A 14,658-nucleotide genomic window follows, 5' to 3' on the forward strand; every position below is an offset into this window, starting at 1 on the left:
ATGAAAATTCTTCATTTGTATCACGATATAATGAACCTGTACGGAGAATATGCCAATGTTTCCGCACTTGAAAGAATGCTTGAAAAGAGCGGTGTAAAATTTACAACCGACAGGCTTACCCTGTTTGACAATGCCGACCTCGGCGATTACGATTTTATCTACATCGGTTCGGGTACAGAAAAAAATCAGAAGCTTGTTTTGCAGGATTTTAAAAAGTACAAGGATTTTCTTGTTGAATACATCAACAGCGGCAAGGTAATTCTTATGACGGGCAACTCGTTTGAAATGCTCGGAAAAACAATTACAGACTCTGACGGCAAGGTTTATGACGGACTCGGAATTTATGATTTTACAGTTACCGAGCAGAACAAACGCAGAATTACAGGCGATATTGTTTATACATCTGACATTCTCACAAAACCGATTGTCGGCTTTGTAAACAAGTGCAGTGAAATTAAAGGTATTAAAAATCATCTTTTCTCTGTTAAACACGGTCTTGGCGATTATGAAAACGCAAAAACAGAAGGCTTGAAGGACAAGAACCTTTTTGCAACTCATGTTACAGGGCCTATTATGATTAAAAATCCGCATTTTCTTGAATACATTGCTTTGCAGATTTCAAAAAATACGGATAGCTTCAAGCCGTGTACGGATTACCTTGACTACGAAAGAGCGGGCTACGAAATTACTCTCGGCGAACTCACAAAAAGATTTGAGGAGTAAGTTTTGATGAACAACGACAATCTTCTTCAGCTTGAGGGAGCAATTGAAAGCGTGGTTTTCCGAAACGATGAAAACGGCTACACGGTAATTGAGCTTGCTGACGGTGACGATTATCTGACCGCTGTCGGAATTATGCCGCAGGTGTCATCGGGTGATGTTGTAAAGCTTACCGGCAAATATACAAATCATCCCAGCTACGGCAGACAGTTTGCCGTGCAGATTTGCGAAATCAGCAGACCTACCGAGGCGGCTGATATTCTGCGTTATCTGTCATCCGGAGCTATCAAGGGAATCGGCACTCAAACCGCACAAAGGCTCGTAAAGGAATTTGGCGAGGCAACACTTGATGTGCTTGAAAATCAGCCCGAAAGAGTTGCATTGCTAAAGGGAATTTCTCCTCAAAAAGCCGAGGATTTTTCACAGCAGTTAAAACAGAACACGGGTGTAAGAACACTTATGCTTTTTCTCGGCGAGTACGGAATTTCAAACACCGCATCGGTCAAAATTTTCAACGCTTACGGTCCGAGCTGTGTCGATTTAATCAAGAAAAATCCGTACATTCTCTGTCAGGGTGACTTTGGAGTTTCGTTTGAGAGTGCGGATTTTATTGCGAAAAAAGAAAATTTAGAACCCGATTCAAATGTCCGTTTGCGTGCGGGAATTGCGTATATTTTACATCACAACGAGCGAAACGGTCACACCTGTCTGCCAAAGGAAAAGGTGCTGAAGATTTCAGCAGATTTTCTCGAAGTTGACGGCGGAAAAGTTTCGCAGTGTATGGAAGAAATGCTGTTTGACCGTTCACTTATCGAAGATGAAATTGACGGCAAAAAGTTCGTGTTTTCCCCAAATGTTCACCTGTGTGAAATGTACATAGCGTCAAGAATAAAAATGCTGCTTAAATTTCCTTCAGAGAAAATTAAAGGCATTGACAAGGCGATTGAAAAGTGTGAAAAAGAGGACGGAATCGAATATGCCGATTTGCAAAAGCAGGCAATCACAATGGCACTCACCGAGGGTATGCTCGTGCTGACCGGCGGCCCCGGTACAGGAAAAACGACAACCCTCAATGCTATAATAAAGATAATGAAGGCAAAGGGCAAAACCGTTTTGCTTTCTGCCCCCACAGGAAGAGCGGCTCAGCGTATGAGCGAACTCACGGGCGATGAGGCGAAAACCCTGCACAGACTGCTTGAGGTCAGCTGGGATAAACACGACAACCCCATTTTTAACAAAAACGAACGCAATCAGCTGAAATGTGACGCGTTGATTGTTGACGAGGTTTCAATGGTTGACACATTTATTATGGAAAGCGTTATGAGAGCGCTTGCAATCGGATGCAGACTTATTCTTGTCGGCGACTCCGACCAGCTTCCCTCTGTGGGGCCGGGCAATGTACTCAGCGACCTTATCGAAAGCGGACTTATCCCCGTTGTACGGTTGAATGAAATTTTCCGTCAGGCACAGCAGAGCCTTATCGTCACAAACGCACATAAGATTGTGAACGGTGAAATGCCTGTGCTTAACTCCGCCGATAAGGATTTTTTCTTTCTTCAAAGGAATAATAAATCAGAGGTTTCAACGGTAATAACCGACCTCTGTGCCAACCGGCTGCCAAAGGCATACGGCTACTCTCCTTTTGAGAATATTCAGGTGCTTGCACCGTCCAAAAAAGGCGAACTCGGAACTGCCGAGCTTAACCACAAATTGCAGGCGGCGCTCAATCCGAAGGATGATGAAAAACCTGAAATCACAATCGGCTCAAAAACCTTTCGCACAGGCGACAAGGTTATGCAGATAAAGAACAACTACGATATTCGCTGGTTTAGAGAAAACGGCGAAACCGGCGAGGGAATTTTCAACGGCGACATAGGAATCATCACAAAAATTGACAAAAAGATAAAATTGCTTACCGTTAAATTTTTTGATAAGACTGCACGGTACACCTTTGAATCTGCAAGCGATCTCGACTTTGCCTATGCAATTACGGTACACAAAAGTCAGGGCAACGAGTTTGAAGCAGTTATAATTCCGATGTTTTCGGGGCCGCCTCAGCTTTACTACAGGAATCTGCTCTACACCGCTGTTACAAGGGCAAAGAAAACGCTTGTGCTTGTCGGAAATCCGTCAACCGTTGAATATATGGTAAACAATAACCGCCGTACAAAACGGTACAGCGGTCTTAAAGAATTTTTGCTGAGAGATGACACACTTTATTGATAAAATTTACTGCCGAATAAAGGACTTTCTCTTTACGGTTCGTTGTCCGTACTGCGGAAAGGTTATTGAACCGAACAAAAAATGTTGCGACAAATGCAAAAAAGAATTTCCGAAATTTCCGTTTGTACGGTATGCAACGGGAGGTTACATCTGTACCTCTCCCTTTCCCTATGACGGAATTTTTCGCAGGGCGGTTCTCAACTTTAAATTTCACAACTGCGGTGCATATGCCGAATTACTTTCATACGAAATGGTTCGGGCAATAAAAGATGTTTACAGTAACAAAGAATTTGACATTGTAACCTGCGTACCGATGCACAAGGATACCCTAAAAGAGCGTGGCTTCAATCAGGCGGAGCTGCTTGCACGGGAATGTGCGGCACTTCTCGGTATGGAATACGGCAACTTGCTCGTAAAAACAAAGAAGAACAAAACTCAGCACAGCATAAAAGCGGCTGAAAGAGCAAAAAATGTTATAGGTGTCTACTCACCGATTGACAAAAATTTAATCAAGGGCAAGCGAATACTGATTATTGACGACATCATCACAACAGGCAGTACGCTTGGCGAATGTGCAAGAATACTTAACAAGTGCAAATGCGGTGAGATTTGCTGCTGTACGCTTTGCACATCATTGCTTTTATAAATTTAAACATTGCTAAACGGCATTGGAGTGATTAAAATGAATATAGCTATAGACCTCGGTTCTGACAGAACAAGAGTTTTTATTGAAAACAAAGGAATAGTGCTTGACGAAGCAAGCGTTGTTGCGTTTGATGTTGACACCTACGACATTATCGGCGTCGGCAACGAGGCTTATAAAATGATTGGCAAAACACCGGCAGGCATAAGAGCAATGCATCCGATTGACGACGGCGTTATTTCACGCTCCGAGCTTGTTGAAGATATGGTTTCAATTCTCATCAAGGAGGTTGTTCCGACAAAGGTAACTATGCCGAAGGTTGTTGCGTCAATACCGAGTGAGGTTACAGAGGTTGAAAAAAGAGCGGTTGTAAACGCAGTAAGCTCAATCGGCGTCCGCAAGGTGTATCTTATTGAAGCACCAAAGGCGGCGGCAATTGGCTGTTCACTCGACATAACAAGTCCGCACGGTGTGTTGATTGCAGATATAGGCAGCGGTACGGCTGACATTGCGGTGCTTTCACTCGGCGGAATTTCGGTTTCAAAGTGCATTAAGTCGGCAGGCTGTGCAATGGATGAAGAAATTGTTAAATACATCAGAAAAGAACATAACCTGATTATCGGTACAAATATGGCTGAGGAGTGCAAAATTTCAGTCGGCTGTGTAAAAATTCCGAAAGAACCTAAGCTTTTCAGAGTTAAAGGCAGAGATGCCGTAAGCGGTCTGCCCAGATTTATTGATGTGGGATATTCCGAAATCAAGCCGGTAATCGAGGACATTGCGCTAAACATTATAAAAGCAATCAAGGATGTGCTTGAACAGACTCCGCCTGAGCTTGTCGGCGACATTTACTCCGACGGCATAATCCTTACGGGCGGTCTTGCCAAGCTGACGGGATTTGCAAGGCTTCTCAGCGAATCCACAAGGCTGAAGGTAAGAGTTCACAAAGCCGCCGCAGACTGCGTTATCAACGGTTGCGGCAAGGCAATCGAGTACATTGACCATCCCGAAAAAATACAGCCGGGTGCAGTCAATCCGCTTATAGAAGCATTTTAAAAAAATTTAATTTTAAACATTTTATCCGCAGATTTTACCGTCTGCGGATTTTTGCAACATAATATTGACAAATTCTAAAATATGATTTAACAATTGTCTTTATCCCATTTTAGTGCCGTATTTTTTCATTCTTCTTTTTTACATAAAAATCTCCCCTCAGAGCATTCCTTGATAACTGTTTTTCAAGAATCTGCTTTAAGGGGATTATATCAGTAAAGCGTTGTTTTCAGCTTTTGTTTTATCGTTTATTATTCTTTCAAGGAAAATTTGTACCTTTTCTTCTGCCATTTTGCCGCTGTTTTTCAACTCATCATTGCCAAGATAAAACTTTTTTTCAGAAGATTTTTTCATTATGTTAAGGATCCTCTCCTGTTCATTAGGCTTTGAATAAAAAACAGGGACAGCGCAATCACACGCTATTGAAAACTCCGGAAGATTGTGCGATAAAAGCGCGTCGTAAAATTTTTCCTTAACAAGTTCAAACTTATTATCGGAATCAACAGGCAAAAGCTTTACAAGTATTTTCCATGTGTTCCATGCAAGATAGCTGTTCTTACTGTCAAGACCTTTTGCAATGTATTCAAAAAACGGGTACAAAAGTTTTGGATTTTCCCCGCTTATACATTCAAGAAGCTGTTCCGCCCACAAAGAATTGGCATAATCATCGTCAAGAAAAACTTCGATGAGAAGGGGAACAGTCATAACCTCTTTTTTTGCAAGTTCCATATAATATTCATTTTCTAAGGCTCGTTCAAATTCACGAAAAATTTGTTCCATCTTCATAAGCGTCAATCCAAAGTTTTTTTTGATTTTTCTGTGTTTTTTCGACAATATATCTCTAAAAAGTATGATACTGTATTTCCGACACTTTTTCAAGAAAAAACTGTTCTAAAATAACATTCCCCCCGACTTTTCATCGAGGGGAATGTTTCAGTTCAATAAGCTTTATCCGAACAGATTATTCTGAATAACTTACCCAGACACCGCCGGACTTTGAACCCGGATTTGCACGGAAACAGTTCTTACCGTCAGCAACTGTCAAGTCGTTTGTCTGTGTTACCCAGGTTGATTCTGTGTCCTTAAAGAGGAAACAGTTTGCACCGGGGCTGAGCGGTGTGTCAAAATCGTAGTACCAGATATCTGTACCTGCAATCTTATTCATATGAACGGCTGTTTCGTTAAGGCCGCTTTCTGCCCAACCGTAGATATAAACATCGCTGAAGTTTGCCTTTGAGTTATCAAAGTAAACTCTTGAAAGTGTGAATGCAGGCTTCTGCTCGGGAGCATACGGAGCTGTTGAAACAGCTTCGTCATTGCTGAGTGTGATGCAGTTGTTTGTTTTTGAAACTGTTGCATCCCAGCAATTGTAAACATTACCGTCGTCGCCGCCTACAGGCTTTTCGTCAACCTCTGAGAGATTACGATAAACGCTGACATTTGTTACTGTTGCGGGAACTTCGGCTGTGTAAACATTCGGGTAAGCGTCTGTATCCTGCTCAAGCTGATAGCTTACGCCTGTGTTAAGGTCATAAGCAAAGAGCGAAACACCGTCCGATGTCATCCAGCCAAGCTTAGTCTTGAAGTAAAGAGTGTATGTGTCAGCAGGCTTTGTTGTAGGTTCTGCCGTTGCAGGAGCTTCGGTCGGCTTTGCAGTTGTTGGCTCTGCGGTTGTTGGTTCAACCGTTGTATAAGCCTCACCTGTACGGCCGCTGCCTTCAGAATGCACAATATACTTCTGAATTGCAGTAGCATCAACAACCGAAACAACATTGTCGCCGTTTACATCAGCAATAATCTGCTGTTCTGTTGTGAGCGACTCATTATGAACAATAAACTTCTGTACAAGTGTAGAGTCAACTACAGAGATAATTCCGTCATTGTTTACATCACCGTAAACAGCACCGCCTGACGGCTGTGAGGGCTTTGTGTCCGGCTGTGTCGGATCGGTTGCAGGAACAGGAGCGGTTGTCTGAGCCTCTGTTGTCGGCTCTGTTGCCGTACCCTTTGTAACATCTGTAGCCTCAATCTCAACCTTTGTCGGGGTAAGTGTTGTATCCTCCCAAGTACCTGCCTTTGAAAGTGAGTATGCCTTTGAAGAACCGTTAAGGCTGATAGCAGCATCTGTTCTGCCGGGATACTGCTCGCCGCCTTTTTCGGAAATAATTACTCTTGTGTTGGCTGAAGACGAAAGGTCAAAGTTTGATGCAGCCTGATTCTGATCATCTTCATCAGCTGAAATACATGATGACTTCGGAACTTCGTAGTAATAGTAGCCTGTAGCAGGATCAAGAGTCATTGCTTCGCCCGGCCAGTTTGCATTCTTGTAAACCATACCCTTGTCTGTGTTTTCATCATAGATGTAAACCTGATAAGGAGCTGACCAGTTCTTCTTTGTAGCAGGGTTGAAGAATACATAAACGCCCGATTCCTCAGCAGTACTCTTTGTGTACTTATAAACCGTTGAAGTAGTTTTTACACCGTCGGTTGCCGTAACTGTGAGGTTGATTGTTTCACCCGGCTTGTAGTCTGAACCGATGCGGATTGATGTTGTGTCAGTAAACTTAACAGGAGTTGAATCATCAAGGCAGTATGTGCCTGATGCTGCGTTTTCAAGACCGAGTGTAAGTGTCATTGTGTCGCCCTTGAATGTACCGCTTTCAACAGAGTTTGTTACCTTTGGAGTTGTTGTACCGTTGTAAACAACAGCAACGCCTGTCTTACCGATTGAGCCTGTGAGGACGCCGTTTACAACCTTAAACTCTGCACCTGAAACTGTATCTGTGTACTTGCCGTCTGCAAGACCTGTGCCTGAAATGCTTACGCTTGCGTTTGTGCCTTTACAATTTGAAAGAACAATACCGCTTGTGCCTCTTGCAACATAAGCAATGTCGCCTGAAGAACCGAGCTTTTCCGACTGACCTACAAAAAGGTTGTGGAACTTGTTGATTTCAGAAACAGCTGTACTCTTGTAGGTTGAATCTGTTGAAACATTGCCCATAAGAGCTGTTCCCGGACGGGCAAAGAAAAGTGCTGTTGAATCTTTTCTTGAAGCTACGATTGCCCATGCCTTTACAACATTTTCATCCGAAACACTTGAAGTATTTGAGTAGCCCCATGAACCTGAGTTGCCCTCATATGTGTCATGGCTTTCTGCCCAAATAACCGCATTTGATGCTGCCACGCCCGACTGGTATGTTGCATTTGCGGCTGAACTTGCCTTACCCTTTGCAACATTGTAAAGCACAGCATCACCTGTTCTGTTGTCGGTAACATTGATATACTTTGTGTATGAGTTGTAGCTTCTGCCTGCACCGCAGTTATTGAGGATTTCACCGTAGATATAGAGGTCGTTGCCTGTTTTCTGTGTGTAGTAAGAAGAAGCCGAGGTTGTTACATTCTTCCAGTAGTCTGACGCATATTCACCGTCATCCTCTGTTTCAATGTGTTTTGCTGCATCAAAACGGAAGCCGTCAACACCGCAGTCGATACATTCCTTGAGAAGGTTGATAATATAGTTCTGGATAACAGTATCATTTGTTACAAGGTCAGGACACCTTGAAACATGACCTTGAACAACAGCCTGAACCGAACTGTCGCTTGCATCGCCTTTGTATGAATAACGGGTAAGAGTTTTTCTTTTCTTATAGAAATCAGGCTCATACTGTTTAACCTGACTGCTGACAGCGTTTGGCTTGTCGTCATCAGCGTTTGCAACATGGTTTGAAACGATATCGCAGATGATTTTGATGCCGTACTTGTCAGCCTCATCACAAAGCGATTTAAGATCGTCCTTTGTGCCGAGCCAAGACTTCTCTGCAATGTGGAAGCTGATTGGCTGATAGAGCTTCCACCACTGACCGACTACATCACCCGAGGTTGAATAGTCCTTCGGCTGCTGAACGGGAGAGGTCTGAACTGTTGTGTATCCTGCCGCTGCAATTGCGGGAAGATTTTCCTTGATTGTATTGTAAGACCAGTTGAATGCATGAAGCATAACACCATCGCCGACCTTATCACGAAGGGTATTGTCGGCAGACGCAACCTGTGCGGAATCAATCTCGGCAGCATTTACGGAGGTAATTGCCGCAAAAGAAGATGTCAAGAGTGCAGACGCAACAACAAGACTTGCAATTTTTTTTGCTTTCTTCATTGTGAAAACATCCTTTCATAAAATTTTCATTTCAATTATAACAAATTTGTCCAAAAAAGTACATACCCTATGTTACAAATTAAAGCAGACTTTTTTGTGCAGATTTTACTGCTGATACTGCAAAGGAACAATCGGTGACAATAAATTTGCATTAAATAACATTATATTCAATTCTCATAGCTTTGATTCTCGGTATGTTTCTCTAAAAGAATTTTATTTTTCAAAAAAATACATTTTGTTTTTACGCAATATTGATTGACATTTTTATGCATTTAGAATATAATTCAAATTGTATTGCGACTATTGCTTTTTAAGCAATAATAAGGATTTATGTGAAAGAAAGGACGGAGCAACACAGCCGTCTTATTTTTCTGCACAAAACACCGAGCATCATGGTTATGTCTTTGCAGAAACGGCAAGGCGGACTGTGTTCGCCTGCACTTTATGCAAGTTGACACATTCCGCCTTTACTTCATTTACTTACAGGCTTCTACTATATCATCGGAACAGGGGTGCATAAATGGAACAGACATCAAAGAAAACAATAGTTTCACTCAAGGATATTTTCATCAAATTTGACGGTGAGGTAATTCTTAACCACATCAACCTTGATATAAATGAAAAGGAATTTGTTACGATTCTCGGTCCGTCAGGCTGCGGTAAAACCACAACCCTGCGCATCATCGGCGGTTTTGTTGAACCCGACAGCGGTGATGTCATTTTTGGCGGCAAAAGAATTAACGGTACTCCGCCTAACAAAAGAAATGTAAACACGGTGTTCCAGAAATATTCTTTGTTTCCTCACCTCAATGTTTTTGATAATGTGGCTTTCGGACTTAAGCTCAAAAAAATGCCGAAAAATGAAATAAAAAAGCGTGTAACCGATATGCTTGCAACCGTTGACCTTAAGGGCTATGAAAAGCGTTCAATTACAAAGCTTTCGGGCGGTCAGCAGCAGCGTGTCGCAATTGCAAGAGCGCTTGTGTGCGATCCCGAAATCATTCTGCTTGACGAGCCTCTCGGTGCGCTTGACCTCAAGCTTCGCAAGAGTATGCAGCTTGAGCTTAAGGAAATTCAGCAGAAAACTCAGAAAACATTTATATATGTAACTCACGATCAGGAAGAGGCTCTGACAATGAGCGACCGTGTTGTTGTTATGAACAACGGTGTTATTGAACAAATCGGCTCTCCCGAGGATATATACAACGAGCCTGTGAACGCATTTGTTGCCGACTTTATCGGTGAGGCAAATATTCTCAACGGAATTATGCTTGACGACTGCAGAATCCAGATTCTCGGCAAAGAGCTTGAATGTGTTGACAAGGGATTCGGCAAAAACACGCCTGTCGATGTTGTCATCCGTCCCGAGGATATTGAAGTTACCGCTCCCGAGGACGGTCAGCTTGTCGGAATTGTTGAGAACACAACCTTCAAGGGTGTTCACTATGAGATGAGCGTAAGATGCGGAAAGTGTGAAATTCTTATCCACTCCACCAAATCGGCTGAAATCGGAAACAAAATCGGTATGAGGGTTATCCCGTTCAACATTCAGATTATGAACAAGCTTCTTCCGTTTTATGATAATGTTATTGAGGCAACCGTTACATACGCAAATCAGAACGACAATTCCTTTGAATTTGAGCTTGAGGGCGAAACCGTTACCGTTCCCGATAAATACTATGAAGAAGGCACAAAACTCAAAATTGCTCTTCCGCCCGACGCTCTTTCACTTGCAGGCGACGGTGTTGGCGATTTGAAGGATTTGTACATCGAATCGGTAGTTTACAAGGGTGAACAAAACGAAATCATTCTTGAATCGGATGAAAGAAAGTGGCTCATGCTCAGCGATACAGACGAGCAGGTTGCAACCTATGTTCCGCTTTCATTTGACTTTTCAAAGGCTCGGTTTGAGGTAATCTCAGAGTTTTCGGAAAAGGAGGGCTGATAAATGAAATCACGCAAGCCCTCTATTCCCTACATAATCTGGATGGTTGTTTTCACAATGATTCCGATTATTATGATCGGCTTTACCGCCTTTACCGACAAAAACGGTAATTTTTCTCTTCAGGCATTCACAAATGCGTTTTACTACACAAATATTTTTGTAAAATCACTTTGGATTGCGCTTATTTCAACGGCAATCTGTCTTGTACTTGCATATCCGCTTGCATACCTTCTCACGAGAATGAAGGAATCAACCCAGAACACGCTCATTATGCTGCTTATGATTCCTATGTGGATGAACTTTCTGCTCAGAATCTACGCATGGGTAACGCTTTTGCAGGATAACGGTCCGATTGATATGATGCTTTCGCTTTTGGGTATTCATTCAACCTACATCGGCAACACGGGTGCGGTAATTCTCGGAATGGTGTATGAATATCTTCCGTTTATGGTTCTGCCGATTTACACCGTTATGAGCAAAATCGACAACGGTCTTATTGAGGCGGCACATGATCTCGGTTCAAACAACTTTACCGTATTCAGAAAGGTTGTCGCACCGCTCAGCGTTCCCGGAATTATTTCGGGTGTGACAATGGTATTTGTTCCGAGTGCAAGCACATTCCTGGTTGCACAGTATCTCGGCGGTCCGGACGACATTATGATTGGTGATGTCATTGAAAAAATATTCTGGACAGACCAAAACACGGGTTCGGCAATTTCATTGATATTAATGATTTTTATTTTCGTGTTCCTGATAATCATGAACTTGTTCGGTGATGAGGAGGCGATTGCATAATGAAAACGAAAACAGGTATTCTTTCAAAAATTTACATTGCAATCCTGCTTATTTTCCTTTATTCGCCCATTGCCGTACTTATCTTCTATTCCTTCAACAACGGCAAAACTACCGTCTGGAAAGGATTTACATTCAAATGGTATGTACAACTTTTTCGTGACGACAATATTATGAACGCATTGTGGAACACTGTTATTATTGCCGTTCTTGCATCTGTTTTTGCAACAATTCTCGGAACTGCCGCCGCAATCGGCATCAGTAATTTTAAAGGCAAAAAGAGAATGCTTATTCAGAATGCGTCAAACATTCCGATTATCAGCCCTGACATTGTAATGGGTGTTTCGCTTATGCTTTTGTTTACGACTCTCGGGGTTATCTTTAACTTTGAAATGGGATTTTTCACCGTTTTGATTTCGCACATATGCTTTTGTGTCCCGTTTGTTGTGCTTAATGTTATGCCGAGAATCAAACGAATGGATCAGAGCATTTATGACGCCGCCCTTGACCTTGGCTGTAACCAATGGCAGGCATTTTACAAGGTAATTATTCATGAGCTTATGCCGGGCATTGTTTCGGGCCTGCTCATGAGCTTTACATATTCTCTTGACGATTTCATCATAACATATTTCACAAGAGGTGCAAAATTCCAGAACCTCTCAATTGAAATTTACTCGATGACTCACAGGAGAATTTCACCGAAAATCAACGCTCTTTCGGCGCTGCTTTTCCTTGCTGTACTCATTGTTATGGTTGTAATCAACCTGCGTGACAGACACGAAGAAAAGATGCAGAAAAAGAGAACTTGATTTTTAAATTTTATTTAAGGGAGATTGAGAAATGAAAAGAATCATCAGCATTGTCCTTGCATCTGCAATGACGGCAACATGTGCGGCTTGCCTTTCAGGCTGCGGCGGAGGCGCTTCGGCTGACTCAGCTGACGCAGGAGAAGTTAATGTTTACAACTGGGGCGAGTACATTTCAAACGGCGAAGATGACTCACTCGACATTATCGAGGAGTTTGAAAAACGCACCAACATCAAGGTAAACTACACAACCTATGAAACCAACGAAGAACTTTACAATATGCTGAAAAACAGTAATGTAAGCTATGATGTTGTCATTCCGTCCGAATATATGATCAGCAGATTGATTGATGAGGATATGCTGTTGGAGCTTAACTTTGACAATATTCCTAACTACGACAATCTTATGGATCGTTTCAAAAAGCTTGCCTGCGATCCCGAAGGTAAATATACCGTATGCTACAGCTGGGGCGTAACCGGTATGGTTTATGACAAAGCAAAGGTTAAGACAAAGCCCGATTCATGGGACGCACTTTGGAACAAAGACCTTTCAGGTCAGATTCTTATGTTTAACAACAGCCGTGACGCAATGGCGATTGCAATGCAGCTTGAGGGCATTAATCCTGCTAACTGCACCAAGGCAGATGTTGACAAAGCCGCCGCTAAGCTTAAAGAGCAGAAGCCTCTCCTTAAAAAATATGTCATGGATCAGGTATTTACTGAAATGGAAAACAGCCAGTCGGCAATTGCTCCGTACTACGCAGGCGACATTATGACAATGATTGATAACAACGAGGATCTTGACTACGCAATGCCAAAGGACGGCTCAAACCTTTTCTATGACGCAATGTGTATTCCGAAATGCAGTAAGAACAAGGAAAATGCTGAGAAGTTCATCAACTTTATGCAGGATCCTGAAATTGCCGCCGCAAACTTTGAATATCTCAACTATGCAACACCCAATCAGGTTGCATATGACGATTACATTGATGAAGACGCAAAGAAAAACGAATTTATCTTCCCGAGTGACGAGTATCTTGACAAATGCTATGTATTTTCAAATGTTTCCGATGAGGTTTATTCCTATATGCAGGAACAGTTTGTAAAAATCCAGGCAGACTGATAAGCAATAAAATTAATCCCGAGCAAAGCTTTTAAAGGCTCTGTTCGGGATTTTAATTTTGGTGAATTTTTAAAATTAATCATCCCCCATTTATACAGCCTTTAAATTTTATGTTATCTTAAAAGTATTATTCCTTATTTTAAAGGGTTTCCGTGACAGGTTGTCATATTCGCTCTGCTAACACTCAAAATACACAGAATTAACGGGGATTCGCTCAATCTTACAAATAGATTTCAATTGCCCTGTTTTGATTGACAAATTAGGAAAAAGTAATATAATATATACTGTTAAAGAGTGCATAATACATTTTTCGATTTTATTCACTTGCAGGCGGGCGCCTGTGCATCAAAAAAGAGATAGGATGGTATAATAATTGTTTACAATTTTAAAAGAACATCGTGGCTTCGGAAAGCAGATTTTGCTCCTTGCCAAAAACGAACTTATTAAAACTTACAAAGGCGCCGTAATCGGTCCTCTTTGGGCTGTTGTTAAGCCTGCGTTTACAATTTTTGTTTACTGGTTCGCTTTTTCCTGCGGTATCAAACAGCTTAAAACACTTCACCTTGACATCGGCGGAGCACAGCCTTTTTCTGTTGACTTCTTTACTTTTATGTTCATCGGTATCATTCCGTGGTTCTTTATTCAGGACAGCATAACGCAGGGTGCAAAGGAACTGAGAATCAACCGTCAATTTATTACAAAGGTTAAGTTCCCCGTTTCAACAATCCTTACTTATACTGAGGTTTCAAGGCTTTTTGTTCACCTGATTCTTATGGCATTTATGTACGCATATGTACTTTTCACAATCGGACCGAGCTGGTACAATCTGCAATTCTTCCTGTACTGTCCGTTGATGTTTATCTTCTTCCTTGCGCTCACATGGTCAACAGCCCCGATGTCTGCGTTCAGTAAGGACTTTGAAAGCCTGATTGTTTCCGTTATGTCAGGTATTTTCTGGTTATCGGGTATTATGTACAACTCCTACGGCTTTGATTCGCCGTTCCTCAACAAGCTTATGCTTATCAATCCGATTAACTTTTTCGTAAACGGCTACCGCAACTGTTTCCTCTACAACAGACCGTTCTATGCAAACAAAACGGAATGTCTTGTGTTTGCAATTGAATTTGTTGTAATTTTCGCCCTTGGTATTTTCAACTACAACAGACTCAGGAAAAAACTTCCTGATGTACTTTAAGGAGG

The 14,658-nt window shown here is 42.1% G+C and carries 10 protein-coding genes and 1 pseudogene; 9 read left to right on the forward strand and 2 right to left on the reverse strand.

All coding sequences use genetic code 11. The features are described 5' to 3' along the window. Genes QDI94_RS04615 through QDI94_RS04630 form a run of 4 tightly spaced genes read left to right on the forward strand, consistent with a single transcriptional unit; the run spans position 1 to position 4,642 of the window. Complete coding sequence (locus tag QDI94_RS04615; RefSeq protein WP_278867556.1) at positions 1-723, forward strand: glutamine amidotransferase; 723 nt, start codon at positions 1-3, stop codon at positions 721-723. A gap of 6 nt (positions 724-729) precedes the next feature. Further along, positions 730-2,943, forward strand: coding sequence for an SF1B family DNA helicase RecD2 (locus QDI94_RS04620; RefSeq protein ID WP_278867559.1), 2,214 nt, complete (start codon positions 730-732; stop codon positions 2,941-2,943). Further along, positions 2,927-3,589: a ComF family protein gene (locus QDI94_RS04625; protein ID WP_278867563.1), complete on the forward strand. Its 663-nt coding sequence runs from the start codon at positions 2,927-2,929 to the stop codon at positions 3,587-3,589. Before QDI94_RS04620 ends, QDI94_RS04625 begins: the two co-directional genes overlap by 17 nt. A gap of 36 nt (positions 3,590-3,625) precedes the next feature. Continuing rightward, positions 3,626-4,642 carry a rod shape-determining protein gene (locus QDI94_RS04630; protein WP_278867565.1) on the forward strand — a complete coding sequence of 339 codons (1,017 nt, stop codon included), beginning with the start codon at positions 3,626-3,628 and terminating at the stop codon, positions 4,640-4,642. 204 nt (positions 4,643-4,846) lie between these two features. Here QDI94_RS04630 and QDI94_RS04635 read toward each other — a convergent pair whose 3' ends face one another. Further along, positions 4,847-5,425, reverse strand: a complete 579-nt coding sequence (locus QDI94_RS04635) for a hypothetical protein (protein WP_278867567.1) — start codon at positions 5,423-5,425, stop codon at positions 4,847-4,849. Positions 5,426-5,600: 175 nt separating this feature from the next. Beyond that, a complete protein-coding gene (locus QDI94_RS04640) occupies positions 5,601-8,792 on the reverse strand; it encodes an alpha-amylase family glycosyl hydrolase (protein WP_278867570.1) in 3,192 nt (1,063 codons plus the stop codon). Between the two features lie 520 nt (positions 8,793-9,312). Here QDI94_RS04640 and QDI94_RS04645 point away from each other — a divergent pair. From QDI94_RS04645 to QDI94_RS04665, 5 genes and pseudogenes are all read left to right on the forward strand, one after another. Then, positions 9,313-10,356: pseudogene (locus QDI94_RS04645) on the forward strand (ABC transporter ATP-binding protein); the annotation flags it as partial. 384 nt (positions 10,357-10,740) lie between these two features. Beyond that, complete coding sequence (locus tag QDI94_RS04650; protein ID WP_278474951.1) at positions 10,741-11,532, forward strand: ABC transporter permease; 792 nt, start codon at positions 10,741-10,743, stop codon at positions 11,530-11,532. Then, on the forward strand, positions 11,532-12,338 hold the full coding sequence (locus QDI94_RS04655) for an ABC transporter permease (RefSeq protein WP_278867574.1): 807 nt from the start codon (positions 11,532-11,534) through the stop codon (positions 12,336-12,338). The genes QDI94_RS04650 and QDI94_RS04655 overlap by 1 nt, the downstream gene beginning before the upstream one ends. Before the next feature lie 31 nt (positions 12,339-12,369). Further along, positions 12,370-13,458 (forward strand): ABC transporter substrate-binding protein, encoded by a 1,089-nt coding sequence (locus tag QDI94_RS04660; RefSeq protein ID WP_278867576.1) that lies wholly within the window; start codon positions 12,370-12,372, stop codon positions 13,456-13,458. Between the two features lie 373 nt (positions 13,459-13,831). Continuing rightward, on the forward strand, positions 13,832-14,653 hold the full coding sequence (locus QDI94_RS04665; RefSeq protein WP_278418497.1) for an ABC transporter permease: 822 nt from the start codon (positions 13,832-13,834) through the stop codon (positions 14,651-14,653). Positions 14,654-14,658 lie beyond the last annotated feature (5 nt).

The sequence above is a fragment of the Ruminococcus bromii genome (assembly GCF_928721825.1).
Lineage (GTDB): Bacteria > Bacillota > Clostridia > Oscillospirales > Acutalibacteraceae > Ruminococcoides > Ruminococcoides bromii.